This is a genomic window from Pseudomonas sp. HMSC076A11 (assembly GCF_001810205.1).
Taxonomy (GTDB): domain Bacteria; phylum Pseudomonadota; class Gammaproteobacteria; order Pseudomonadales; family Pseudomonadaceae; genus Pseudomonas; species Pseudomonas aeruginosa.
The window spans coordinates 39,640-64,491 of sequence record NZ_KV800319.1 but is presented as its reverse complement, the minus strand read 5'-3'; the positions used below and the strand labels follow the sequence as shown (position 1 = coordinate 64,491).

At 68.3% G+C, this 24,852-nt stretch carries 24 protein-coding genes and 1 pseudogene; 14 read left to right on the top strand and 11 right to left on the bottom strand.

Features of this window, described 5'->3' with window-relative positions; genetic code table 11:
- Position 1: 1 nt before the first annotated feature.
- Complete coding sequence (locus HMPREF2716_RS24705) at positions 2–838, bottom strand: SDR family oxidoreductase (protein ID WP_003093110.1); 837 nt, start codon at positions 836–838, stop codon at positions 2–4.
- Positions 839–899: 61 nt separating this feature from the next.
- On the opposite strand from HMPREF2716_RS24705, the gene HMPREF2716_RS24700 reads away from it, so the two are divergent.
- The 3 genes from HMPREF2716_RS24700 (at position 900) to HMPREF2716_RS24690 (ending at position 3,294) form a co-directional block, all read left to right on the top strand.
- Complete coding sequence (locus HMPREF2716_RS24700; protein WP_009313390.1) at positions 900–2,039, top strand: endonuclease/exonuclease/phosphatase family protein; 1,140 nt, start codon at positions 900–902, stop codon at positions 2,037–2,039.
- Between the two features lie 89 nt (positions 2,040–2,128).
- Complete coding sequence (locus HMPREF2716_RS24695; protein WP_003159347.1) at positions 2,129–2,863, top strand: substrate-binding periplasmic protein; 735 nt, start codon at positions 2,129–2,131, stop codon at positions 2,861–2,863.
- Positions 2,864–2,886: 23 nt separating this feature from the next.
- Positions 2,887–3,294, top strand: coding sequence for a hypothetical protein (locus HMPREF2716_RS24690; RefSeq protein ID WP_003118266.1), 408 nt, complete (start codon positions 2,887–2,889; stop codon positions 3,292–3,294).
- A 10-nt stretch (positions 3,295–3,304) separates the two neighbouring features.
- Here the strand turns inward: HMPREF2716_RS24690 and hrpB are convergent, their stop codons facing one another.
- On the bottom strand, positions 3,305–5,821 hold the full coding sequence (gene hrpB, locus HMPREF2716_RS24685) for an ATP-dependent helicase HrpB (RefSeq protein WP_042178000.1): 2,517 nt from the start codon (positions 5,819–5,821) through the stop codon (positions 3,305–3,307).
- 141 nt (positions 5,822–5,962) lie between these two features.
- Here hrpB and HMPREF2716_RS24680 point away from each other — a divergent pair, with 141 nt between their 5' ends.
- A complete protein-coding gene (locus tag HMPREF2716_RS24680; protein ID WP_003093116.1) occupies positions 5,963–6,379 on the top strand; it encodes a hypothetical protein in 417 nt (138 codons plus the stop codon).
- A gap of 88 nt (positions 6,380–6,467) precedes the next feature.
- On the top strand, positions 6,468–7,364 hold the full coding sequence (fieF, locus tag HMPREF2716_RS24675) for a CDF family cation-efflux transporter FieF (RefSeq protein ID WP_003093118.1): 897 nt from the start codon (positions 6,468–6,470) through the stop codon (positions 7,362–7,364).
- Here fieF and HMPREF2716_RS24670 read toward each other — a convergent pair.
- Positions 7,357–8,040, bottom strand: a complete 684-nt coding sequence (locus HMPREF2716_RS24670; protein ID WP_043492969.1) for a DUF6515 family protein — start codon at positions 8,038–8,040, stop codon at positions 7,357–7,359. The two genes, fieF and HMPREF2716_RS24670, sit on opposite strands and share 8 nt — an antisense overlap.
- A gap of 447 nt (positions 8,041–8,487) precedes the next feature.
- Between HMPREF2716_RS24670 and HMPREF2716_RS24665 the strand changes: the two genes are divergently transcribed.
- The 3 genes from HMPREF2716_RS24665 to HMPREF2716_RS24655 all read left to right on the top strand — a co-directional run bounded on the left by HMPREF2716_RS24665 (position 8,488) and on the right by HMPREF2716_RS24655 (position 9,901).
- On the top strand, positions 8,488–8,997 hold the full coding sequence (locus HMPREF2716_RS24665) for an Lrp/AsnC family transcriptional regulator (RefSeq protein WP_003119210.1): 510 nt from the start codon (positions 8,488–8,490) through the stop codon (positions 8,995–8,997).
- Positions 8,998–9,198: 201 nt separating this feature from the next.
- Positions 9,199–9,408 carry a DUF2788 domain-containing protein gene (locus HMPREF2716_RS24660; RefSeq protein ID WP_003093125.1) on the top strand — a complete coding sequence of 70 codons (210 nt, stop codon included), beginning with the start codon at positions 9,199–9,201 and terminating at the stop codon, positions 9,406–9,408.
- Positions 9,409–9,508: 100 nt separating this feature from the next.
- A complete protein-coding gene (locus tag HMPREF2716_RS24655) occupies positions 9,509–9,901 on the top strand; it encodes a globin (protein ID WP_003093127.1) in 393 nt (130 codons plus the stop codon).
- Between the two features lie 33 nt (positions 9,902–9,934).
- Here the strand turns inward: HMPREF2716_RS24655 and HMPREF2716_RS24650 are convergent, their stop codons facing one another.
- Positions 9,935–10,504, bottom strand: a complete 570-nt coding sequence (locus HMPREF2716_RS24650) for a pseudouridine synthase (protein WP_003114324.1) — start codon at positions 10,502–10,504, stop codon at positions 9,935–9,937.
- A 138-nt stretch (positions 10,505–10,642) separates the two neighbouring features.
- Here HMPREF2716_RS24650 and HMPREF2716_RS24645 point away from each other — a divergent pair, with 138 nt between their 5' ends.
- Positions 10,643–11,728, top strand: a complete 1,086-nt coding sequence (locus HMPREF2716_RS24645) for an MBL fold metallo-hydrolase (RefSeq protein ID WP_003132531.1) — start codon at positions 10,643–10,645, stop codon at positions 11,726–11,728.
- Here the strand turns inward: HMPREF2716_RS24645 and HMPREF2716_RS24640 are convergent.
- The 6 genes from HMPREF2716_RS24640 to ladS form a co-directional block, all read right to left on the bottom strand.
- The gene (locus tag HMPREF2716_RS24640; RefSeq protein WP_010793411.1) at positions 11,686–12,252 is read right to left on the bottom strand and encodes an SEC-C metal-binding domain-containing protein; all 567 of its coding nucleotides are present in this window, start codon (positions 12,250–12,252) and stop codon (positions 11,686–11,688) included. The two genes, HMPREF2716_RS24645 and HMPREF2716_RS24640, sit on opposite strands and share 43 nt — an antisense overlap.
- Positions 12,253–12,402: 150 nt before the next feature.
- Positions 12,403–13,902, bottom strand: coding sequence for an AMP nucleosidase (gene amn / locus HMPREF2716_RS24635; protein ID WP_003119204.1), 1,500 nt, complete (start codon positions 13,900–13,902; stop codon positions 12,403–12,405).
- 54 nt (positions 13,903–13,956) lie between these two features.
- Entirely contained in the window at positions 13,957–14,388 is a 432-nt protein-coding gene (locus tag HMPREF2716_RS24630; protein WP_003093139.1) for a PaaI family thioesterase, read from the bottom strand.
- An 11-nt stretch (positions 14,389–14,399) separates the two neighbouring features.
- A complete protein-coding gene (locus HMPREF2716_RS24625; RefSeq protein ID WP_003114325.1) occupies positions 14,400–16,049 on the bottom strand; it encodes an acyl-CoA dehydrogenase family protein in 1,650 nt (549 codons plus the stop codon).
- Positions 16,046–16,693, bottom strand: coding sequence for a TetR/AcrR family transcriptional regulator (locus tag HMPREF2716_RS24620; RefSeq protein WP_003093144.1), 648 nt, complete (start codon positions 16,691–16,693; stop codon positions 16,046–16,048). The genes HMPREF2716_RS24625 and HMPREF2716_RS24620 overlap by 4 nt, the downstream gene beginning before the upstream one ends.
- 105 nt (positions 16,694–16,798) lie before the next feature.
- Positions 16,799–19,186, bottom strand: coding sequence for a hybrid sensor histidine kinase/response regulator LadS (gene ladS / locus HMPREF2716_RS24615; RefSeq protein ID WP_023518002.1), 2,388 nt, complete (start codon positions 19,184–19,186; stop codon positions 16,799–16,801).
- A gap of 210 nt (positions 19,187–19,396) precedes the next feature.
- On the opposite strand from ladS, the gene HMPREF2716_RS24610 reads away from it, so the two are divergent.
- The 4 genes from HMPREF2716_RS24610 (at position 19,397) to HMPREF2716_RS24595 (ending at position 22,912) form a co-directional block, all read left to right on the top strand.
- The gene (locus tag HMPREF2716_RS24610) at positions 19,397–20,194 is read left to right on the top strand and encodes a hydroxymethylpyrimidine/phosphomethylpyrimidine kinase (RefSeq protein WP_003100335.1); all 798 of its coding nucleotides are present in this window, start codon (positions 19,397–19,399) and stop codon (positions 20,192–20,194) included.
- 10 nt (positions 20,195–20,204) lie between these two features.
- A complete protein-coding gene (gene thiE / locus HMPREF2716_RS24605; protein ID WP_023085572.1) occupies positions 20,205–20,834 on the top strand; it encodes a thiamine phosphate synthase in 630 nt (209 codons plus the stop codon).
- Positions 20,835–20,871: 37 nt separating this feature from the next.
- Positions 20,872–22,155: a glutamate-1-semialdehyde 2,1-aminomutase gene (hemL, locus tag HMPREF2716_RS24600; RefSeq protein WP_023518003.1), complete on the top strand. Its 1,284-nt coding sequence runs from the start codon at positions 20,872–20,874 to the stop codon at positions 22,153–22,155.
- A gap of 208 nt (positions 22,156–22,363) precedes the next feature.
- The gene (locus HMPREF2716_RS24595) at positions 22,364–22,912 is read left to right on the top strand and encodes a tetratricopeptide repeat protein (RefSeq protein ID WP_003093155.1); all 549 of its coding nucleotides are present in this window, start codon (positions 22,364–22,366) and stop codon (positions 22,910–22,912) included.
- Positions 22,913–22,927: 15 nt separating this feature from the next.
- On the opposite strand, the gene HMPREF2716_RS24590 is transcribed toward HMPREF2716_RS24595, so the two are convergent.
- Complete coding sequence (locus HMPREF2716_RS24590; protein WP_003093157.1) at positions 22,928–23,260, bottom strand: DUF1820 family protein; 333 nt, start codon at positions 23,258–23,260, stop codon at positions 22,928–22,930.
- A gap of 128 nt (positions 23,261–23,388) precedes the next feature.
- Here HMPREF2716_RS24590 and miaB point away from each other — a divergent pair.
- A pseudogene (gene miaB, locus HMPREF2716_RS24585) lies at positions 23,389–24,728 on the top strand (tRNA (N6-isopentenyl adenosine(37)-C2)-methylthiotransferase MiaB).
- Positions 24,729–24,852 lie beyond the last annotated feature (124 nt).

The following is a 24,852-nucleotide window of genomic DNA, read 5'->3' as shown; positions in this document are numbered from 1 at the left end:
GTCAGGGTTGCGGCTTGAGTCCCGACAGGCGCGGCACCAGCAGCTTTTCGAAGAGACGCGGAAAGAAGCGCGCCAGCAGCCGCGCCCGCCAGTTGACGTTGGACAGCACCAGCAGGCGCCGGCGCCGCGCGGCGCCCTGGAAGATCGCCTCGGCGACCTCCACCGGCGATGCCACCTGGCTGCCCAGCACTTGCACCGGCTGGCGAGTCACCGAGCCATCGCCGACCAGCGCGTTCTTGCGCAGGTCGGTGGCGGTGAATCCCGGGCAGGCCAGGGTCACGCTGACGCCGGTGCCTTCCAGCTCCATCCGCAGGGTATCGAACAGACCGTGCAAGGCATGCTTGCTGGCGTTGTAGGCGCTGCGGTAGAGCAACGGGGCGAAGCCGGTCAGCGAACTGAGCACGACGATCTGCCCGCGCCGTTCGAGCAGGCTCGGCAGCGCCGCGCGGGTGCAATGCACGGCGCCGAAGAAGTTCACCGCCATGACCTTGCGGAAAACCCCCAGGCCGGTTTCGGCGAAGGTACCGCGGTGGGTGATGCCGGCGTTATTGACCAGCACGTCGATGCCGCCGAAGCGCTCCACCGCCAGCGCCACGGCACGCTCCACCGCATCGGCGTCGGCGACGTCGCAGCGCAGGCCGAGCGCCTCGCCGCCGAGATGGTCGCGCAGGTGCTGGACCAAACTGTCCAGCGCCGCCTGGTCGAGGTCGAGGATCGCCAGTCGCGCACCGGCCCGGGCGAAACGCAGTGCCAGCGCGCGACCGATGCCGGAACAGCCGCCGCTGACCAGCACCACCTTGTGGCGGTAGGCCTGGCTGCTGAATACCTTGCGCGGCATGCGGTACCCTCCCGCTCGAAAAAACGCGAACCCTTGCGTCAATTCGACCTGCAAGGATGAAATGCGCGGCGGCAAGCTCTATGCTCTGGTCCTTTCCAGCATAGTCTCGATTGCGATGTCACTGCCCCGTCTACGCAACCTGCTGTTCGTCGGCCTGCTCCTGCTGGTCGGCGGTGCCCTGCTCGCCAGCTACCTGCTGAGCTGGCAACCCGCCGACCGCGAAGCCGCGCCCCTGCATTGCCAGGGTGCCGCGCCGGCGCTGAAGCCGGGGCAGGCCCTGAAGGTGATGACCTGGAACATCCAGTACCTGGCCGGCAAGCGCTACGTCTTCTGGGACGACCTGCCGGATGCCACCGGCCCGGACCAGCGCCCCACCGCCGAAGACCTGGCGTTCACCCTCGACGAGGTGGTCCGGGTGATCCGCGACGAGCAGCCGGACCTGGTCCTGCTCCAGGAGATCGACGACGGCTCCAGCGCCACCGACGATCAGGACCAACTGGCGCTGATCCAGGAGCGCATCAACGATCTCTACCATTGCAGCGCCCAGGCCTACGAGTGGAAGTCGGCCTTCGTGCCGACGCCGCACATCTTCGGCAGCGTCGGCCGCAAGCAGGCCACCCTGAGCCGCTATCGCATCGATAGCGCCGAGCGGCGCCAGTTGCCGCCACGCGATGGCGGGCTGTTCGACCGCCTGTTCGGGCCGCGCCCGGCGATCCTGGTCAGCCACCTGCCGATCGACGGCGGCGGCGAGCTGGCCGTGCTCAACGCTCGCTTCGACCGCCCGCAGGCGAACGACGACACCCTCGAGCGCCAGGTCGGGACCACCCGTACGCTGCTCGACGAACTGCAGGCCAGGCGCACGCCCTGGCTGCTCGGCGGCGACCTCAACCTGCTGCCGCCCGGCCAGTATCCCTACCTGCTGGCGCCGCTGCGCGCGCCCTACCGGGAAGACAGCGAACTGGCCATCCTGAGCGGGCGCTTCCCGATGGTGCCGTCGCTGGAAGAGGCCAGTGGCGTCGACCAGGTTCGCTGGTACACGCACTTCCCCAACGACCCACGGGTCCAGGGGCCGGATCGGACCCTCGACTACCTGTTCCACAGCCCCTCGCTGACCCGTCTCGATGCCCGGGTCCGGCGCAGCGATACGCTGCAGATCTCCAACCACCTGCCGCTCGCCGCGCGCTTCCTGCTGCCCCATTGACCGGGCGCGCGCCGGGCTGGACAAGCGGCCCGGCGCGCCGCATGCTTCGCCCCCATTCATAACAACAAAAAACGGCAAGGCCGCACACCATGCCCCTACGCACCACAACGCCCCTGCTCGCGCTGCTGGCGTTCGCCCTGCTGGCCGCCCCGCAGCTCCATGCGCAGGACGCAAGGCCGTCGTTGAACGTCGGCTACTACGAATTCCCCCCCTACATCTATACCGCCCGGGATGGCCACGCCGCCGGTTCCGGCGCCCGCCTGGTCCGCCTGCTGCTGGAGCGGGCCGGCTATCGTCCGGCGTTCCGCGCCCTGCCCAGCGCGCGCCTGTACCTGGGGCTGCAGGATGGCAGCGTGGCGCTGTGGGCCGGCGCGGCCAAGCCGGAGCTGGCCGCCGACACCCTCCAGGCGCGGCGCGTGCTCGGCCACGTCAGCCTGAACCTGTACTACCCGGCGCACCATCCGGCACCGCGGGTTCCCCAGGACCTGGCCGGACGCCGGCTGATCCTGATCAGCGGCTACAGCTACTGGAAACCGGTCACCGACTTCATCCAGGACCCCAACCTGCACCTGCGCCTGTACCGCACCGGCACCCACCACGCCGCCTTGCGCATGCTCGAACTCGGGCGCGGCGACTACCTGCTCGACTACCAGGCGCCGGTGGAAGCGGCCAGCCGCCAGGCGTTGGCAAGCCAGGAACTGTACCGCCTGCCGCTGCGGATGATCGTCTCGCGCCACATTCCCGGCGCCGAAGCGCTGCGCGACCGCCTGGACCAGGCCTACGACCAGTTGCGGAGCGACGGCGCCGACCTGTCCCTGCTGTGAACCGACCCCGGAGGAGGAGCCCGATGCATACCGCCATCCCCTGCTGCACGATCAACGGCGAACAGCCCGCCCTGCGCGGACAGGTCTGCCAGTCGCTGCTGATCCAGGAATGGTGGTGGGAAGGCCGTCCGGCCGATCCGGTGAACGTGGTCTACCTGCAGTTCGAGCAACGCTGGTATCGCCTCTACTTCGAGGGCGAGACGGTGTTCTGGCGCAGCGGCGAAGCGCCGCGGCCCTGCGAGAACGACGAAGGCCCGGGCGAGTACCGCCTGCACGACCTCGGCCGGCAGCGCGGCCTGGCCGGTGTGCGCCTGCTGGCCCTGGAGTTCGTCCTCAACGGCCCGACCCTGGACAGCCACTTCGACTTCGCCGACGGCCAGCGCCTGAGTTTCCGGCACTTCCTCGACGACGACCTGACCCGGGTGCTCTGAGCGCCGTCGACTACTTGCGTGGCTTGGCCCGGGCAGTGGCCTCGGCCACCAGCGGGTCGTCCGGCCAATAATGCTTCGGATAGCGTCCCTTCAGGTCCTTCCTGACTTCCGCATAGGTGCTGCGCCAGAAGTTCGCCAGGTCCTGGGTCACCTGCACCGGGCGATGCGCGGGAGACAGCAGGTGCAGCTTCACTGCCAGGCGGCCCTGGGCGATGCGCGGAGTGTCGCCGAGGCCGAACAGTTCCTGCAGGCGCACCGCGAGGATCGGCGGGGTTTCGCTGTAGTCCAGGCGGATGCGCGAGCCGGAGGGGACTTCCAGGGTTTTCGGTGCCCACTCGTCGAGACGCTGCGGTAATGGCCAGGGCAACAGCCCGGCGAGGATCGAAGCCAGGTCGAGGTTGGCGAAGTGAGCCAGGCGGGTGACCTTGCCGAGATAGGCCGGCAACCATTCCTCCAACCGTTCCAGCAACGCGGCGTCACTGACGTCCGGCCACTCGCTCTCGCCCTTGTCTTCCAGGTCCAGCCGGCGCAGCAAGCCGATGCGCGCCTGCCACTGGCGCAGTTCCGGGGTCCAGGGCAACAACTCCAGGCCCTTGCGCCGGACCAGGCCGAGCAGCGCCTGGCTGCGCGCCGCTTCGTCGAGGCCGGGTAGCGCCTCGCTGGACAGCACCAGTTCGCCGACCCGGCGCTGGCGCTCGGCGCGCAGCACGCCTTCGCGCTCGTCCCACTGCAGCTCGTCGCGCTGGCTGACCTGCTCCGCCAGGACCGTATCGAACAACCTCGGATCGAGTTCGGCGGCCAGGTAGATCCGCTCTTCGCGCTGGCCCTGGCGGCTGCCCAGATCGGCGATCACCAGCCAGGGCAGCTTCATCAGGCTGTCCGGTTCGCCGAACTGCGCAGCGCGTCCATTGGCCAGCCGGTAGTCGCCGCCGCCGGCGCGGCGCTGGCGAGCGATGCGGTCGGGATAGGCGAAGGCCAGCAGGCAACCCAGCCAACGCGGATGACCGGGATCGACGACCGCCTCGCTGGCGGCGCCGCGCAGGTAACCGCGGAACTGCCGGGCCAGTTGCCGGGCGCGCTGTACCGCGCCGCGCGAGGCGCCAGGGCGGGCCTCGCCGGCGAGCAGGGCGAGACGGCTGTGCAGGTCGGCGCCGCCGCCACGCTGTATGTCACGTTCGCCGAGCAGCGCCGCTACGTCGCAAGCCAGTTCGCCAAGGCCGAGGGCCTGGCCGCGCAGCAGCAGGTGGGCAATGCGCGGATGGGTCGGCAATTCGGCCATCGCCTGGCCATGGGCACTCAACGCGCCGCTGGCGTTCAGCGCCCCCAGCCGCCCGAGCAGCTCGCGGGCCTGGGCGTAGGCCGCCGCGGGCGGCGCGTCGAGCCAGGCCAGCTCCTCCGGCGCCACGCCCCAGCGCGCCAGTTGCAGGGCCAGCCCGGCCAGATCGGCCTGGAGGATTTCCGCCGTGCCGTAGGCAGGCAACTGCTCATGCTGGCTCTCCGACCACAAGCGGTAGCATACGCCCGGCTCCAGGCGCCCTGCGCGGCCGGCACGCTGGGTAGCGGAGGCGCGGGAGATGCGCTGGGTCTCCAGGCGGGTCATGCCGCTACCCGGATCGAAGCGCGGCACCCGCGCCAGGCCGGCGTCGATCACCACCCGTACGCCGTCGATGGTCAGGCTGGTCTCGGCGATGTTGGTCGCCAGCACCACCTTGCGCGTGCCCCGCGACGCCGGCTCGATGGCGGCGCGCTGGGCGGCGAGGTCGAGCTCGCCATGCAGCGGGCAGAGCAGCACCTCGGGGCGACCGCCAAGGGCCTCGCGCAAGCCTTCGTGAACGCGGCGGATCTCGGCCTGGCCGGGAAGAAAGACCAGCACGCTGCCGCTTTCCTCCGCCAGCGCCTGGAGCACCGCCTGCTGCACCCGCGGCTCGATGAACTCGCCGGGTTGCGCCGCCCGTCCCCAGCGGATATCCACCGGGAACATGCGGCCCTCGCTGCGCACCACCGGCGCTTCGCCGAGCAGCGCCGCAAGACGCTCGCCCTCCAGGGTCGCCGACATCACCAGCACTTTCAGCGGCGGCTCGTCGCGCAACAGTTCGCGGCCATTGAGAGTCAGCGCCAGGGCCAGGTCGGCATCCAGGCTGCGCTCGTGGAATTCGTCGAAGATCACCAGGCCGACACCGTCCAGCGCCGGGTCGTCTTGCAGGCGACGGGCAAGGATACCCTCGGTGACCACTTCGATGCGGGTCTTCGGGCCGACCCTGCTCTCCAGGCGGATCCGGTAGCCGACGGTCTCGCCGACCTTTTCGCCCAGCTCGGCGGCCAGCCGCTCGGCCGCGGCCCGCGCCGCCAGGCGTCGCGGTTCGAGCATGAGGATGCGTTGGCCGGCGAGCCAGGGCTCGTCGAGCAGGGCCAGCGGCACCCGGGTGGTCTTGCCGGCACCCGGCGGGGCTTCCAGGACGGCCTGGTGTTGTGCGCCAAGGGCCTGGCGCAGGGCGGGAACAACGGCGTCGATGGGTAGGGAAATCATGCTGGCTCCGGACTGACCGACGAAGTATACCGGCGAACCGGCAGGCGCCTTCGACGGTCTTATCGTCATCGTCGCGGCAGAAGATTGCCGAACGCTGGTCGATTGCTATAGTTCGCCGTCATGTTCACCCGGAGGTCATACATGCGCCTTGCCACCCGCGTTTCCTGTGCCGTTCTCAGTGCAGCCCTGCTGAGCCAGTTGTCGGCCTGCGGTACGCTGTTCTACCCCGAGCGACGCGGCCAGATCGACGGTCGCATCGATCCGGCCATCGTCGCCTTCGACGCCATCGGCCTGCTGTTCTATATCATCCCCGGCCTGATCGCCTTCGGCGTCGACTTCGCCACCGGCGCCATCTACCTGCCCGACGCCAAGTACTCGGTCGCCCCGGAAGTGCTCAAGGATGCCGTCGGCGCGGACGGCAAGGTCGACAACCGCAAGCTCAAGGCCATCCTCGAACGCGAGATCGGCCGTGAACTGCCGCTCGACGACCCGCGCCTCATCCGCCACAGCGGCAGCGTCGAGCAACTGGCGGCCTATGGCCTGAAGCCGGCCGCCTGATCCGCCCTCCGAGCGCGACCGTGCGTCAGTGCCCGGTCGCCGCCCGGTTGGTTTACAGTGGCGCCGTCCCTCCTGACAGAAGCGCCCCATGAGTCCCGATTCCCCCCACGCCCGCCTGCTGCGCCTGGCCACCCTGGCCTCGCTCGGTGTCGCCGTCACCCTGGTCATCGGCAAGGCCATTGCCTGGTGGCTGAGCGGTTCGGTGAGCCTGCTCGCCGGCCTCACCGACTCCCTGCTGGACAGTGCCGCCTCGCTGCTCAACCTGCTGGCGGTGCACTATTCGCTACGCCCGGCCGACGACGACCACCGCTACGGCCACGGCAAGGCCGAGGCCCTGGCCGGCCTGGCCCAGGCCATGTTCATCGGTGCCAGCGCGGTGCTGGTGGCTATCCAGGCGGTCGAGCAATTGCGCGACCCGCAGCCCCTCGGCGCGGCCACCTGGGGCATCGCGGTGATGCTGCTGTCGCTGCTGCTCACGGCCCTTCTCCTGGCCTTCCAGACCCACGTCATCCGCCGCACCGGTTCCACCGCGATACGCGCCGACTCGCTGCACTACCGCTCGGACCTGCTGCTCAACGCCAGCATCCTCGTGGCACTGCTCCTGGCCCGCTACGGCTGGCCACAGAGCGACGGCCTGTTCGGCCTGGGCATCGCCCTGTACATCCTCTGGAGCGCCCTGCAGATCGCTCGCGAGTCGGTGTCGATCCTGATGGACCGGGAACTGCCTACCGACATCAGCGAGCGCATGCGCGAACTCGCCTGCAGCGTGCCGGGAGTGCTCGGCGCGCACGACGTGCGCACGCGGATCTCCGGCAACCACTGGTTCGTCCAGTTGCACCTCGAGCTGCCCGGCGAGCTAAGCCTGTCGGTGGCCCACGCCCTGACCGACCGCGCAGTGCTGGCGATCAAGCGCGAATACCCGAAGGCCGAGGTGCTGATCCATGCCGACCCGCAGGAAGTGGTCGGCAAGGAAACCGTCAGTTGACGCTGTAGCCGCGCCCGCTCAGGCAGGCGGCCATGGCCCGGCGGTAGCCGTTGGCGACCTCGGCGGCCGGCGCGTAGGTCGCCCCCGCCGGGTCGAAGCCGCTCTCGCCCACCGCCCAGCGGTGGCACTCGTAGCGGTCGCGGCCCTGCTGGTCGGGCCCCTGGCCGCGCGCGGGGTAGGCCACCACGTCGTAGCCGGTGGCCGGCACGCTGACCGGATAACCGGGCCCCGCTGCCCGCGGCGGCGGGCTGACCACTTCGTACTCACGGGTGTCGGCATGCCACAGGTAGTAAGTACCGGCGGCAAGGAAGTACAGCACGCTGCCCAGCCAGACCTGCTCCGCATAGGGTGGCAGGCTGCGGACGCGCACCCCGCGGGGCGGCACGACCAGCACATAGCGCGGGCCGTCGGGTCGGTACCAGTAGCCGTCGTGGAAGAAATACTCGCCGCCGCGATAGGGCACCCGCAGGTGTCCGCGCGGCAAGGCCTCCACCACCCGGCCCGGACGCCAGTCGGGATGCGGTCCCCAACTGCCGCCGTACGCTTCGCCGCGGCCAGGTCCCGGTTGTCCGTGGGCAACACCGCGCTCGCCGCCGGGTCCGCCGCGTCCCCCTCGGCCGTCGTCGGCCTGCGCCTGGACGCACAGGCTCAGCGAGAGAGCGCCCACCCCGAGCATTCGCCACCATCCACCGTTCATCGTCTGCCTCGCCCCGGGCATGGTCGCCCGGCCATGTTCGAATGATCCCGGGAACGACTTTCCGCCGTTTTCCGCCAAGGGTGGGTAAACGCCGGGTAAAGAATGGGTAAAAGCGCGGCACGGGCCGGATCGCGGGCAAAGAAAAAGGGAGGCCCGTCGACCTCCCTTCTGGGGTAACTGTCCTGGCTCGGCGCTGTTGGCGACGGCTCACCTCACTCCACCTTCTGGGCGGTGTGCAACCCGGAGGCCGGCGCAACCCTGTAGGGTCGGCGGCCACGGCTGGCCTGATTGGGCGAGCCGTGATGGACGAGATGTCCGGGCCGTGAATCTGGGTAAAAGAATACGTCGCCAGGCGCGACCAATGATTGCTAATATTGCTCACCAGAACCTTGATTGCGCAATAAATCACTCAAATTCACCTTGCCGATGGCAATCAACCTGAAAGAAATCCTCGCCATGAACAAACTCGACCGCTACGACCTGCGTATCCTCGAAGAACTCCAGCGCGACGCACGCATCTCCAACCAGGAACTGGCAGAACGGATAGGCCTGTCGCCATCGCCCTGTTCGCGACGGGTCAAGCAGCTCGAGGACGACGGCTACATCGTCCGCCAGGTAGCCTTGCTGGACCGCAAGAAACTCGGCCTGAGCCTCACCGCCTTCGTCCTCATAGGCATGGACCGACACACCCCGGAACGCTTCGAACATTTCCAGGAAGTCATCGGCAAATGCCCGGAAGTGCTGGAGTGCAGCCTGGTCACCGGGATGGACGCGGACTACCAGTTGAAGGTCGTGGTGCCGGACATGGACCACTACCAGAAGCTCCTGCTGGGTACCCTGACGCGCATCGAGGGGGTCTCCAGCGTGCGCTCCAGCTTCGTCCTCAACCAGGTGCTGGCGAGTACCGAACTGCCGCTGGAGCACCTGCGCGATTGATCGTAGCGAGACCTGGGACATGACACGGAACAGGCGGCATGCCGTATAATCGGCAGCCTGTTTCAGTTGTCATGCCCGCGTGGCCCCCGCATATAAAGAGCAGCCTGCTCGTAGAACGATAAACGCCTTGCCCGCCCCCCATGGCACGCTCCGTCCGACCGCGAGCCGGACTTCGTTTGCTTGAAAATCCGGAGGTTGCCAATGGATCCCGAACTGTTCGAAGAGTGGATGATGACCGGTCTGGTGACCGTGCTTATCCTGTTCATGGCTTTCATCGTGTGGGACCTGGCGAAGAAGTCGAAAGCCGGCAAGTTCGGAACCCTGATCCTGTTCTTCGCCCTCGGCCTGGGCGTACTGGGCTTCATCATCAAGGGCCTGGTCATCGGCAGCCTCGAAGGCGCGGGCATGTAACCCCGGCGCCACGCGCGTCATCCAACCATTCGTAATCATCCGCCGGCCCCGGCCAACGGGGCCGGCTCGCCTTGCCATTGCCTAGAACAAGGGAGTCGCCATGAACGCCGCCGACCGCGTCATGCAGAGTTATGGACGCTGCTGTGCCAGCACCGGATTCTTCGATGATTTCTACCGGCATTTCCTTGCCAGTTCCCCGCAGATTCGCGCCAAGTTCGCCACCACCGACATGACTGCGCAGAAACACCTGCTGCGTGCCGGGATCATGAACCTGGTGATGTACGCCCGCGGCATGTCCGACAGCAAGCTGCGCGCCCTCGGCGCCAGCCATTCGCGCGCCGCGCTGGATATCCGCCCGGAACTCTACGACCTGTGGCTGGACGCCCTGCTGATGGCGGTCGCCGAGCACGACCGCGACTGCGACGCCGAGACCCGCGACGCCTGGCGCGACGTGATGGGTCGTGGCATCGCCGTGATCAAGTCGTACTACTGATCGTTCCGCGCCCGCTGGACGACGCCCCTCTCGTCAGTCCAGCCGCGCCGGCACTTCCCGCCATTCCCCGAGGCCCAGGCCGTCCAGGCTCCAGGGGCCGATCCGCACCCGCACCAGCCGCAGCGTCGGCAAGCCCACCGCCGCCGTCATCCGCCGCACCTGGCGATTGCGCCCCTCGCGGATCACCAATTCCAGCCAGTGGGTCGGCACCGACTTGCGAAAACGCACCGGCGGCACCCGCTCCCACAACGTCGGCTCATCCAGCAGACGCGCCTCGGCGGGCAGCGTCGGGCCGTCGTTGAGCGTCACGCCCTCGCGCAGGCGCCGCAATTGCTCCTCGTCCGGCGTACCTTCGACCTGCACCCAGTAGGTCTTCGGCAGCTTGTGCCGGGGGTCGGCGATGCGCGCCTGCAGGCGACCGTCGTTGGTCAGCAGCAACAGGCCCTCGCTGTCGCGGTCCAGGCGCCCGGCCGGATACACGCCCGGCACCGGGATGAAGTCCTTGAGGGTCGAACGCCCTTGCTCGTCGTTGAACTGGGTCAGTACGTCGAACGGCTTGTTGAACAGCAGCAGCTTCGGCTCGCTCGGCGGCGCCTTGGCCACCCGGCGTGGCGCAGGGCGGACGGGATAACGCGGGGAAGGACGCGGGGGACGGGACATGACTGGAAACGAGTTGGCTTGATCGGGGTACCGGGCGGCATGCTAGGTTGTCCGAGAGCCTGACCGCAAGAGCATCCCCTCATGCCCTCCCTGCGTCCCACCTGGCTGATCAGCCTGCTGACCCTGGCCGGCTGCGCTGGCAGCGCCTATCAGGGTCCGCCTTCGGACCATTTCGACGGCGAACGTTTCCGCAATATCCAGCCGACCGCGCACAAGAGCCTGCGCGACCTGCTCAAGTGGCAGTGGAACCGCCCGCCGCAACGCCCGTGGGTCGCCCTGCCGCCGACGGCAACGCCGCCAAGGGTGAACGAGCGCGCCCGCGGCGAAGAACTGCGGGTCACCTACATCAACCACGCCACCCTGCTGATCCAGCACCGCGGCCTGAACATCCTCACCGACCCGGTCTGGTCGCAACGGGTCAGCCCGCTCGCCTTCATCGGCCCGAAGCGCCACCATCCGCCCGGGTTGACGCTCGACCAGTTGCCACCGATCGACCTGGTGCTGGTGAGCCACAACCACTACGACCACCTCGACCTGGAAACCCTGCGCCAGCTCCACCGGCGCTGGCCGACGGCCAAGGTGGTCAGCGGCCTGGGCAACGCCGGGCTGATCCGCCAGACAGGTTTCGCCGACGTCGTGGAGATCGACTGGTGGCAGGCCGTGCCGCTGGGCGCTGGCCTGACGCTGCATGGCGTACCGGTGCAGCACTGGTCGTCGCGCACCCGCAGCGACACCAACCGCACGCTCTGGCTCGGCTTCGTCATCGACTCGCCGGACGGCCCGCTGCTGTTTCCCGGCGATACCGGGCTCGGCCCGGAGTTCGGGCTGATCAACCAGCGCTTCGGGGCGATGCGTTTCGCCGCCCTGCCGATCGGCGCCTACGAGCCGCGCTGGTTCATGCGCGACCACCACATGAATCCCGACGACGCGGTGCAGGCCCATCGCACGCTGCAGGCGCAGACCAGCATGGCCATCCACTTCGGTACCTTCAATCTCACCGACGAACAGCAGGACGACCCGCCCAAGGCGCTCCAGGCGGCGCTGCGCAGCCAAGGCGTGGACCCGGCGACCTTCGGCACGCCGAAACCCGGCGAGCAGTGGCGCGTCGCACCGCGCAACGTCGCTCAGGAGGCCGGGGCCACCAGGCGGGAGCAGCAGTTGCGGTAGCGCTTGCCGCTGCCGCACGGACAAGCCTGGTCGCCACGGCCGCCCAGGGCCAGCCAGCTTTCCAGGCGCGCGGCCATCCCGGCCAGGCGCTCGCGGGCCTCATCGTCCAGGCCGGCGCGGGCCAGTTGGCGCCGCAGGCCGAGGTAGTCTTCCAGCAGGACATCGCGGCTGAGCGCCTGGTACTGGTCGGCCAGCGGCACGCCTTCGTAGCGCCGCTGCGGGTCGGCCAGGAAAGCGATGGCGCCCGCCTGCGGCAGGACATTCCACAGGTTGCCGCGCGGATCGCGCCAGCAAGCGCTGAAACGCGCGCGCAGGGCCAAGCCACGCCATTCTTCCAGGATCCAGCCATCGACCCGCTCGCCGCCGAGGGCCTCGACCGCCCGCCCGACCGAGAACCACGGTTCGCCGGCCAGGCTTTCCGGCATCGGCAACGGCGCTGCCACTTCCGGCGCGGCATCGGGTACCAGGCGGCGGGCGAAGCGACGGAGCGGGTTGCTGAGATGAGTGGGGACGCTGAACGGCATGGGGCTCACATCGATGGCAGGCGTGGTCGTTCCGACCGGCAGAGGGCGCCGCGGTTCCACGCAGGGCGAAGGGCCATCATTGTAGGGCCTCGGCGCCGCAAGGCGTAGAAGCGCGCCGCGGTTTCCGCACGGAAACCGCGGCGCGTCCGATCAACGGAACGGCGGCTCGTCGAAACTCCGCAGCTTGCGCGAGTGCAGCGAGTTGAGCTGGCTGCGCAACAGGTCGAGGGCGGCGATGCCGATCCGCAGGTGCTGGTTCACCGCGCGCTCGTAGAAGGCGTTGGCCGAGCCGGGCAGCTTGATCTCGCTGTGCAGCGGCTTGTCCGAGACGCACAGCAACGTGCCGTAGGGCACCCGCAGGCGGTAGCCCTGGGCGGCGATGGTGCCGCTCTCCATGTCCACCGCGATGGCCCGCGCCAGGTTGATCAGTGGCCGCTCCTGGGCCCAGCGCAGCTCCCAGTTGCGGTCGTCGTAGGTGAGCACGGTGCCGGTGCGCAAGCGTCGCTTGAGCGACTCGCCGCGCTCGCCGGTGACTTCGGCGGCGGCTTCCTGCAAGGCGACCTGGACTTCGGCCAGCGCCGGGATCGGGATGTGCGGCGGCAGCGCGCGGTCGAGGATGCCGTCGCGGCGCATGTAGGCGTGCGCCAGTACGTAGTCGCCGATGGTCTGCGACTGCCGCAGGCCGCCGCAGTGGCCGATCATCAGCCAGCAATGCGGACGCAACACCGCCAGGTGGTCAGTGATGTTCTTCGCGTTGGACGGGCCGACCCCGATGTTGACCAGGGTGATGCCGTCGCCATCGGCGGCGATCAGGTGGTAGGCCGGCATCTGGTAGCGGTGCCAGACCACCCCGGCGACGATGGCGTTGGCCTCGCCTTCGTCCATCCCGCGTTCGATGATCACGTTGCCCGGCAGGACCATGCGCACGAAGCGCGGGTCCTCGCGCAGGCGGGTCAGGCCGAGGCGGATGAACTGGTCGACGTAGCGGTGGTAGTTGGTCAGCAGGATCCACGGCTGCACGTGGCGCCAGTCGCTGCCGGTGTAGTGCACCAGGCGGCGCAGGGAGAAGTCCACCCGCGCGGCGTCGAACAGCGCCAGCGGCAACTGGTCGGCGCGTTCCCATTCGTAGAGGCCGTCGGCGATGTCGTCGGAAGCGGCGGACAGGTCGGTGCTGGGGAACACCCGCGCCAGCTCGGCGGCGGTCACCCCGGAGCCGGCCAGCTCGTCGCCCTGCTCGACCACGTAGGGATAGGGGATGTCCTGTTGGCTCGGGCCGACCTGCACCTGCACGGTGAAATCGTCCATCAGCGGACGCAACTGTTCCAGCAGGTACTTGCGGAAGGCGTCGGGGTGGGTGACGGTGACGCTGTATTCGCCCGGCACCTGGACCTTGGCGTAGGCGCGGGTGGTGGACGGCACCTCGCCCTGGCAGCGGTAGCCGATGCGCAGTTGCGGGTAGTGGAAGTTCTGCCGCTCGGCCTCGCTTGGCTCGATGCGCTCCTTGATGTAGCGCTTGAGCGCCTGGCTCAGCGCCGCGGTGGCCTGGCGGTGCAGCTCGGCAAGACGGTCGACGGCCTCCTCGGCCGTGCGGGCGACGACGAACCCGTCGTCGGAATCGATACTCATGGTGGGCTTCCTGTCGGTTCGCATGGAAAACATCTTGCCTGTACCGACAGGAAAACACAGCGCTTTTCTCCCGCTATCTCATTCGGCCAGCGCCACCACCGCCATGGTCACGGTGGCCTTGCTGAACAGGTGCCGCCGACCGTCCCGCTCGGCGAACACCTCGGCCTCGACCACCGTCACCTGGCGCCCGGCCTTGAGCACCTCGGCGCGACACAACAGGCGCTGGCAAAGCGCCGGGCGCAACAGGTTGAGCTTGAACTCCAGGGTCAGCACCGTCTGCCCCTCCTCCACCAGGGTCGCGGCGGCGGCCCCGGCGGCATGGTCGGCCAGGGTCGCCTGGACCCCGGCATGGATGAAGCCGTTCTGCTGGGCGTGGCGGGGCAGGATGTCCAGCCCCGCTTCGACCCAACCCGGCCCGCAGTCCAGCGGACGGATGCCGAGGTCGCCGACGAAACTGGCCGCGGCGAAGCCCTGCTCGACCAGCTCCCGGTAGCGCGGATGCGCCTGCATCGCGACGCGCCTCAGGTCAGGTGCGGGGTGGCACGAGCCAACAGCGCCTCGACCTCGACGCCGCGCGGGAGGGTGCCGTAGACCCGCCCGCCGTCCCCCAGGCGACTGCCGATGAAGGCGTCGGACACCGCGGAGTTGCCGGCTTCCAGCAACAGCTTGGCCTGCAGGGCGATCGCCACGTCCTCGGTGAGCTGGCGGGCGCGGTACTGGATGTCGGCGGTGTCGGCGAAGGCCGCCTTGAGGTTGCCGATGTGCGCGGCGAGACGGGCGTCGCCATGGCCGTCGCCCAGTTCGGCGAACAACGCGTCGAGCACCCCCGGCTCCTTCGACAGAGCACGCAGCACGTCCAGGCACTGCACGTTGCCGGAACCTTCCCAGATCGAGTTCACCGGGGCCTCGCGGTACAGCCGCGGCAGGATGGTTTCCTCGACGTAGCCGGCACCGCCCATGCATTCGGAGGCTTCGTTGATCATCGCCGGGGCACGCTTGCAGATCCAGTACTTGCCCACCGCGGTGACCAGGCGGGCGAACTTCTCCTCCTGCTCGTCGTGGGCACGGTCCAGGGCATGCCCCATGCGCAGGGTCAGGGCCAGCGCCGCCTCGCTTTCCAGGGCCAGGTCGGCGAGCACGTTCTGCATCAGCGGTTGCTCGGCCAGCACCCGCCCGCCGACCTTGCGGTAGGCACAGTGGTGGGCAGCCTGGGTCAACGCCTGACGCATCAGTGCGCTGGAGCCGATCATGCAGTCGAAGCGGGTCATGGCGACCATCTCGATGATGGTCGGCACGCCACGGCCCTCCTCGCCGACCATCCAGGCCAGGGCGCCGCGATACTCGATTTCGCTGGAAGCGTTCGACCAGTTGCCCAGCTTGTCCTTCAGGCGCTGGATGTAGAACTGGTTGCGGCTGCCGTCCGGCCGGTGGCGCGGCAGCAGGAAGCAGGTCAGGCCCTTGTCGGTGTAGGCCAGGGTGAGGAAGGCGTCGCACATCGGCGCCGAGCAGAACCACTTGTGCCCGACCAGTTCGTAGGCCTGCCCCGGCCCGGGAATCCCCACCGGGTAGGCCCGCGTGGTATTGGCCCGGACGTCGGTGCCACCCTGCTTCTCGGTCATCGCCATGCCGATGGTGACGCCCGCCTTCTGCTCCATCGGCACGTTGCGCGGGTCGTACTCCCGGGAGAGGATCTTCGGCAGCCATTTCTCGGCCAGGTCCGCCTGCAGGCGAATCGCCGGCACGCTGGCGTAGGTCATGGTCAACGGGCAACCGGTGCCGGCCTCCGCCTGGCTGTGCAGGTAGGACAGCCCGGCCCGCGCCACCTGGGCGCCGGGGCGCGGGTCGGTCCAGGGCAGCGAGGGCAGTTCGTGCTCGATGGCGGCGCGCATCAGCTCGTGGTAGGCGGGATGGAACTCCACCAGGTCGACGCGGTTGCCGTAGCGGTCGTGGCTATGGAACTCCGGCTTGTGCTGGTTGGCCAGGAAGCCGGCCGCCATCAGCGGGCCGCCGGCCAGCTCGCCGTAGCGCTGCAGGCGCTCCTCGGCCCAGCCGCCCTGGTAGCGACGCACCCACTCCTGGAGAGGCAGATCGAGGCGGTAGAGGTTGGCGCCATCCAGCGACGGTACCTGGTTGGTCACTTCGTGGGTTTCGGCGTACTGGTGCAGGTTCATGAGGGTTCCTCGCAGACAGGCGCGCCCACCGCGCGCAGGCAGAAGTTCACCAGAGCCGTACTCACCGGCTCCAGACTCGGTTCCGGCTGGCCGCTGTCGCGAGCGGCGCGCGCCGGGGGAGACAAGGGGCCGACCAGCGCCTCGGCGATGGCCCCGACCAGGCAGGCCGCGGCAAGCGGCACCAGGGAAAGCTGGAATGCGCCACTGCGCCGGCCCTCCTCGAGCAGTTCGACGAACAGTGCGGCGTAGGCCTCGCGATAGCGCAGGCGCTGCTCGTCGACTTCAGGATCCACCGGCTCGGCGATCAGGGCGAAGGCCAGCCGCTGGCTGCTCCAGGCGCGCGCGGCAAAGCGCCGCAAGCCCTCGGCCAGGCGCCAGGCGGGCGCGCCGGGACCGCGCAGGACCACGGCCAGGGCATCGACCTCACGCTGGCTGGCGCGGCGGAAGATTTCCGCCGCCAGCTCGCCCTTGCCCCGGAAGTGGCGGTACAGGCTGCCGGTGGCAATCCCCGCGTCGTCGGCCAGGGCCTGCATGGTCAGCGCGGCGAAACCGCCCTCCGCGACACGCCGCAGGCCTAGCTGGAGGATGCGCTCGCGCAGCGCGGAATCGCGTTGCAGGCGGCGTTCGGTGACACGATAGACCATGACTGAATCCGGATTCACTTTTTCCCAGTGAATCACGCTTCAGGCTTTGCCTAAAGAGACATACAGGTCGCGCAGGCCGGCATTTCAGCCAGCCGCGGAACGGCTTCAGGCGGACTTGGTGACGATCGGCTGGCACAGCAGCCAATCGTGCAGCAGGGTCTGCAACTCTTCGAACTTGACCGGCTTGGCCATGTAGTCGCTCATGCCCGCCGCCAGGCAGCGCTCGCGATCGCCGCTGTGGCTGTGGGCGGTCAACGCCAGCACCGGCAGTTCCGCGCAGCCGGGCAGCGCGCGGATCGCCCGACAGGTGGCGAAGCCGTCCATCACCGGCATCTGGCAGTCGAGCAGTACGCCGTCCGGCCGCTCGCGCGCCAGCAACTCCAGGGCTTCGCTACCGTTGTCGGCGGTGCGCACCCGGTAGCCGAGCTTGAGCAGCATGCCGCGAGTCACCAACTGGTTGATGGCGTTGTCCTCCACCACCAGCACCGTGCACTCCTCGGGACGCCGCACCGCCTGCCCGCCGGCGCGCCGCGGCGGCGGCGCCAGGCCCTGGGCCGGCTGGGTCAGTTGCAGGCGCAGGAGGAAGCGGCTGCCCTGTCCCGGCCGGGACTCGTGGGTCAGCTCGCCGCCAAGCAGCTCCACCAGCTTGCGGCACAGAGCCAGGCCGATGCCGAGGCCTCCGTAGCCACGGGTCAACGAGCTGTCGGCCTGGACGAAACGCTGGTAGAGGTCGCTGCCGGCGGCCATGTCGAAACCGATGCCGGTGTCGATCACTTCCACCCGCAGCGCCACCCCGTCATGGGTACGCCCGGCGGCGACGCGCAGGGTCACGCTGCCCCTGGCGGTGAACTTGATCGCGTTGTCGACCAGGTAGCCCAGCGCCTGGGCCAGCTTGCCGGCATCACCTTCGAGGGTGTCCGGCAGGCTGTCGTCCAGTTGCAGGGCGAAGCGCAGGCCCTTCTCCTCGGCGCGCGGCGCGTACTGCGCGCGCAGGCTGTCGAACAGGCCGCGCAGGCTGAACGGCTCGCGGCGCGGGTAGAGCTTGCCGGCCTGCAGTTCGATGAGGGCGAGGATGTCGTTGACCATCCGCATCATGTCCCGCGCCGAACCGGCGGCGGTGCGCTGGTACTCGGCGAGTTCGACGTCCATCGGCACCGTCTGCATCAGCTCCAGCGAACCGATCACCCCGCTCATCGGGGTGCGCAGTTCGTGGGTGACGGTGGCGAGGAACTCGTCCTTCAGGCGGTTGCTGTTGGCCAGTTCCTGGTTCAGCGCTTCCAGCTTGCGGCTGGACTCCTGGAGGATTCGCGCGCGCTCCTCCTTCATCGCGTTGATCCGGTCGGCCAGTGCCAGCGACAGCAAGCCCACCTCCAGCGCCGAACCGATCTGGCTGGCATACATGGTGAGGAACATGTTCGGCAGGTAGCCGAGGACCATCAGGGTGTTGACGATGCCGCCGAGAAGGAAGGCGGTCCAGGCGATGATGAAATAGCGCGCCACGCGCATGCCGCGCAGCCAGGCGAGGATGCCGGCGGCGAAGATCAGGCCGGTGAAGGCCAGCGCCAGGTAGGTGGCCAGGCGCAGGGCCACGGCGTAGCTCATGGTCAGCGCCATCAGCATGACCAGCGCGCCGACCGCCATCAGCGCCAGCAGGCCGCGGTCGACCCACACGCTGTGGTCGCGGGTATGCAGGAAGCTGCGCGCGAACTGGCAGCCGAACAGCGCCGCCGAACCGATCAGGAATGGCGTGGCGGCGTTCGCCCACCAGGGGCTGTCGGGCCAGAAGTACTCGATGCCGGCGCCGTTCACCGAGACCTGGTAGAGCCCGAACGAAGCGATATAGAGGATGTAGTAGAGATAGCTGGTATCGCGGACGCTGAGGAAGATGAACAGGTTGTAGATCAGCATCACCAGCAGCACGCCATAGATGATGCCGAGCACATAGATGCGTTCGGGCTGCTCCTCCAGGTAGGCCTTGGGCGACCACAGGGTCAGCGGCGCCTGGATCGACCCCTGGCTTTCCAGCCGCAGGTAGACACGCTGCGGCTTGTTCGGCTCGAGGCCGAGTTCGAACAGGTAGTTGTTCTGCCGGATCGGCCGACTGGCGAACGGCAATGTGTCGCCGGTGCGCTGGGCGAGGCGGTAGCCGCCCTGGCCATCGGGCAGGTAGAGGTCGAGCTTGTCCAGCGGCGGATAGGCCAGCTCCAGCAGCCAGGTGCGCGGATCGCTGGAGGCGACCGGCCGGTAGTCCAGGTCCAGGCGCAACCAGAACACCGAGCGCGAATAGCCGGCATTGAGCACGTCCTTGTCATGGCGGCGGAAGCTGCTGTCGATGGCCAGCGAGGTGATGTCGTTGATATCGGCGCTACCGCGCACGTCCTCGAACACGTCGATGGACTGCCCCAGCGGCAGGCGCTCGACCTGCTCGTTGAAGCTCACCGCACCCGCCAGGCACGGCAACGCAAGAAGAAAGAGAATCAGCCAGTGCCGCATGATGCCCCGCAGTGCTCCTCGAACGGACCGGGAGCCCCACCTCCCTCGTAATGGTCCGCCCTTGGCGAGCGTTGTATGAATATTCGCCGAACTTTAGCACACGCCACGCCACGTCAGGCCCGGGACGTGTCACGCAGGGCCCGGGCGCGGCGCCCGAAAGGTCGTCCGCGCAGCCGCCACGAAGCGCTTTTAGTGGTAAGCTCACGCGCCATGAAAACACCGACTTCCCGCCCCGTAGTGCTCTGCCTGTCCGGTCACGACCCCAGTGGTGGCGCCGGACTGCAAGCCGACATCGAAGCCCTGCTCGCCCAGGGCTGCCACGCCGCCCCGGCGGTCACCGCGCTGACCGTGCAGGACACCGTCAACGTCAGCGACTTCCGCGTCCTCGACCGCGAGTGGGTGCTGGCCCAGGCCAACGCCGTACTCGCCGACCTGCCCGTCGCGGCGGTCAAGCTGGGTATGCTCGGTTCGCTGGAGATGGTCGACACGGTGGCCGAGATCCTCGCCGCCCACCCGCACTTGCCGGTGGTCTGCGATCCGGTGCTGCGCGCCGGCGGCGGCGGTGCGTTGGGCAAGGGCGACGTCGGCTTCGCCATGCGCGAGCGGCTGCTGCCGCGCGCCACCATCGCCACGCCGAACCTGCCGGAAGCGCGCCTGCTCGCCGACCTGCCCGAGGGCAGCGCCGACCAGTGCGCCGAGCGCCTGCTGGAACACTGCGAGCACCTGTTGATCACCGGCGGACACGGCGACGAAAGCGAAGTGCACAATCGCCTGTACAGCCGCGACGGCAGCCGCCGCACCTTCACCTGCCAGCGCCTGCCCGGCAGCTACCATGGCTCCGGCTGCACCCTGGCCAGCGCCCTGGCCGGTCGCATCGCCCTCGGCGAAGCACTGCACGGCGCCGTGCAGAGCGCCCTCGACTACACCTGGCGGACCCTGCGCGACGCCGAGAGTCCGGGCCACGGCCAATACGTGCCGCGCCGCCTGCCCACCGACTTCTGTCACTGAGAGCCAGCCGATGAAACTGCGCGGCCTGTACGCCATCACCGATAGCCAGCTACTGGACGACGGCCGCCTGCTGCCCTACGTCGAAGCCGCGCTACGCGGCGGCGCGCGCCTGCTGCAATACCGCGACAAATCCAGCGACCAGGCGCGGCGCCTGCGCGAGGCGGAAAGCCTGCGCGAACTCTGCGAACGCTACGGCGCGCAGCTGATCGTCAACGACGACGCCGAACTCGCCGCGCGCCTGGGCGTCGGCCTGCACCTCGGCCAGACCGACGGTTCGCTGTCGGCGGCGCGCGCCCTGCTCGGCCGCCAGGCGATCATCGGCGCCACCTGCCACGCCCAACTGGAACTGGCCGAGCAGGCGGTGGCCGAGGGCGCCAGCTACGTCGCCTTCGGCCGCTTCTTCAATTCCAGCACCAAACCCGGCGCCCCCGCCGCCAGCGTCGAGCTGCTCGACCAGGCCCGGCCGCGCCTGCACCTGCCGATCACCGCCATCGGCGGCATCAGCCTCGACACCGCGCCCGGCCTGATCGCCCGCGGCGTCGATCTGGTCGCCGTGATCCATGCGCTGTTCGCCGCCGCGTCCGCCGCCGAGGTGGAACGCCGCGCCCGCGCCTTCAGCGCCCTGTTCGAACCTGCCTGACGCCTCCGCGCCTCGCCCGAGAGATAGAGAGCTAGCCATGTCCCGTTCCGAAACGCTGTTCAACAACGCCCAGAAACACATTCCCGGCGGGGTCAACTCCCCGGTGCGCGCCTTCAAGAGCGTCGGCGGCACCCCGCTGTTCTTCAAGCACGCCGAAGGCGCCTATGTACTGGACGAGGACGACAAGCGCTACGTGGACTATGTCGGCTCCTGGGGCCCGATGATCCTCGGCCACAGCCATCCGGACGTGCTCGACGCGGTGCGCCGGCAACTCGACCACGGCCTGTCCTATGGCGCGCCGACCGCGCTGGAAGTGGAAATGGCCGACCTGGTCTGCTCCATGGTGCCGTCGATGGCGATGGTGCGCATGGTCAGCTCCGGCACCGAGGCGACCATGAGCGCCATCCGCCTGGCCCGCGGCTACACCGGGCGCGACAGCATCATCAAGTTCGAAGGCTGCTACCACGGTCACTCCGACAGCCTGCTGGTGAAGGCCGGCTCCGGCGCCCTGACCTTCGGCGTGCCGAACTCCCCGGGCGTTCCGGCGGCCTTCGCCAAGCACACCCTGACCCTGCCGTTCAACGACATCGAGGCGGTGCGCAAGACCCTGGGCGGGGTCGGCAAGGAGGTCGCCTGCATCATCGTCGAGCCGGTTGCCGGCAACATGAACTGTGTGCCGCCGGCGCCGGGCTTCCTCGAAGGCCTGCGCGAAGCCTGCGACGAACACGGCGTGGTGCTGATCTTCGACGAAGTGATGACCGGCTTCCGTGTCGCCCTCGGCGGCGCCCAGGCCTACTACGGGGTCACCCCGGACCTGTCGACCTTCGGCAAGATCATCGGCGGCGGCATGCCGGTGGGCGCCTTCGGCGGCAAGCGCGAGATCATGCAGCAGATTTCCCCGCTGGGCCCGGTCTACCAGGCCGGCACGCTCTCGGGCAACCCGCTGGCAATGGCCGCCGGCCTGACCACCCTGCGCCTGATCAGCCGCCCCGGTTTCCACGACGAACTGACCGCCTACACCACGCGCATGCTCGACGGCCTGCAACAGCGCGCGGATGCCGCCGGCATCCCCTTCGTCACCACCCAGGCGGGCGGCATGTTCGGCCTGTACTTCAGCGGCGCCGACGCCATCGTCACCTTCGAGGACGTGATGGCCAGCGACGTCGAACGCTTCAAGCGCTTCTTCCACCTGATGCTCGACGGTGGCGTGTACCTTGCGCCTAGCGCCTTCGAGGCCGGCTTCACCTCCATCGCCCATGGCGACAAGGAGCTGGAAATCACGCTGAACGCCGCCGAAAAAGCCTTCGCCGCGCTGAAATGATCCTCTTCGCGGCGCCCTTCCCGGGCGCCGCCCTCCTCCCCGCCGGAACGCCTTCCTAGCCGAAATGCATAAACGCGCCGACAAAGTTCCCGAAAAGACAGTAAAGACTTTGTAAGGAGGCGTCGGCTTATTTCATAATGTGAGGGTCAGCGCATTTCGTTGGCCGGGCAGCCCTTGCCCGCCCCGATCCAGGAGGTGTCTTCCCCTCATGTTCCGTACCGGCCGCACCCTCGCCCTGGGTTGCCTGTTGATCCTCCAGCCGCTGCTCGCGCAGGCGGGAGGCAACTCGTTGCTGATTCCAGCGACCGGCCGCTGCGCGCTGAACACCGTTCCCGAAGAATTGCAACAGGCGCTCGCCGCCTGCCAGCAGGTCGCCAATGGCGGCGACGCCGAGGCGCAATACGAACTGGGCGAATTCTTCTACGACGGCGAGCGCATCCCGCGCGACCTCCAGGCCGCCCTCAACTGGTTCGAGAAAGCTTCTCTACAGGGCCATGCCCAGGCCCAGTACCACCTCGGCACCATGTTCTTCCGTGGCGAAGGGGTTCCGGCGAACAACGTACAGGCCTACATCGTGCTGAAGATGGCAGCGGTGAACGGCGCCGAGGACGCCCTGGACAGCGCCGACCTGGTAGCCGAGCAGATGAACCGCGACGAACTGGACATCGCCACCCGGGTGCTGGGGCAGATCTTCCGCAACTACCTGATCGAACTGCAGACTGCCGGCGGCGTCACGCCCTTCGCGCCGCTGCCCTGACGTCCCTTTCGCGAATCAGTCGCTCTTGCCGGGCATCGGCATGGGGAACGGCATGACGTTGCCCGCGCCCTTGGCCTCGCTGATCTTCGGCGTACCCAGGCGCTCGACCTCGTCGATGCGGACGATCGCGTGCATCGGCACGAAGCTGCGCAGAACGCCTTCGAACTGCGCCTTGAGCTTCTCCTCGCTGGGGTCCACCACCACCTGGGTGCGCTCGCCGAAGACGAACTCCTCGATTTCCAGGAAGCCCCACAGATCGCTCTGGTAGATCTGCTTGGCATACATCTCGAAGACCTGGCCCTGGTTGAGGAAAATCACCTTGTAGATGGGGTTTTCGCGCTTGTTCATGGCGGGGAAAGCAATGCCGGAAAATGAAGGGCGCGAATCATAGCACAGCCTTTCGGCCAGCAACGCTAGGAACCGGGGGCCCCGCCCTCTATAATGCGCGGTCCTTTTCGAACTGTCCGACGAAGCGCATGGCCAAGAAGCTTTTCATCGAAACCCACGGCTGCCAGATGAACGAGTACGACTCGTCGCGAATGGCGGACCTGCTCGGTGAACACCAAGCCCTCGAGGTGACCGAAAACGCCGCCGAGGCCGACGTCATCCTGCTCAATACCTGCTCGATCCGCGAGAAGGCCCAGGAAAAGGTGTTTTCCAAGCTCGGCATGTGGCGCGAGCTGAAGCAGCAGAATCCCGACCTGGTGATCGGCGTCGGCGGCTGCGTGGCCAGCCAGGAAGGCGCCGCGATCCGTGAGCGCGCGCCCTATGTCGACGTGGTCTTCGGCCCGCAGACCCTGCACCGCCTGCCGGAAATGATCGACGCCGCGCGCAGCACGCGCAAGCCGCAGGTCGACGTGTCCTTCCCGGAAATCGAGAAATTCGACCGCCTGCCGGAACCGCGGGTCGATGGCCCCACCGCCTTCGTCTCGGTGATGGAAGGCTGCAGCAAGTACTGCAGCTTCTGCGTGGTGCCCTACACCCGCGGCGAGGAAGTCAGCCGACCATTCGACGACGTGATCGCCGAAGTGATCCACCTGGCCGAGAACGGCGTCCGCGAAGTCACCCTGCTGGGACAGAACGTCAACGGCTTCCGCGGCCTGACCCACGATGGCCGCCTGGCCGACTTCGCCGAACTGCTGCGGGTGGTCGCCGCCGTCGACGGTATCGAGCGCATCCGCTATACCACCTCGCACCCGCTGGAATTCTCCGACGCGCTGATCCAGGCCACGCCGAGGTGCCGGAGCTGGTGAAATTCATCCACCTGCCGGTGCAGTCGGGCTCCGACCGCGTGCTGGCGGCGATGAAGCGCAACCATACCGTGCTGGAATACAAGTCGCGTATCCGCAAGCTGAAGGCCGCGGTACCGGACATCTGCATCAGCTCCGACTTCATCGTCGGTTTCCCCGGCGAAACCGAGAAGGACTTCGAGCAGACCATGAAGCTGGTGGAGGACGTCGGCTTCGACTTCTCCTTCTCCTTCATCTACAGCGCGCGGCCCGGCACGCCCGCCGCCGACCTCGCCGACGACCTGCCGGAAGAAGTGAAGAAACAGCGCCTGCAGATCCTCCAGAGCCGCATCCACCAGCAAGGCTACGAGATCAGCCGGCGCATGGTCGGCAGCACCCAGCGGATCCTGGTCACCGACTTCTCGAAGAAGGACCCAGGCATGCTCCAGGGGCGCACCGAGAACAACCGGATCGTCAACTTCCGCTGCGACAATCCACGCCTGATCGGCCAGTTCGCCCAGGTGCACATCGACGACGCGCTGCCGCACTCGCTGCGCGGTACCCTGATCGACAGCACCCTGCATTGAGGCCGACGACCGTACGGCGGGCTCGCTGAACCTTCCCGCCGCCACGGTGCACCAACGTTTCAGCGGGAACCGGGAAAGCGCCGCCGCGATACGGCAACTTTGCGCGACGATATCCAGCGGTTAT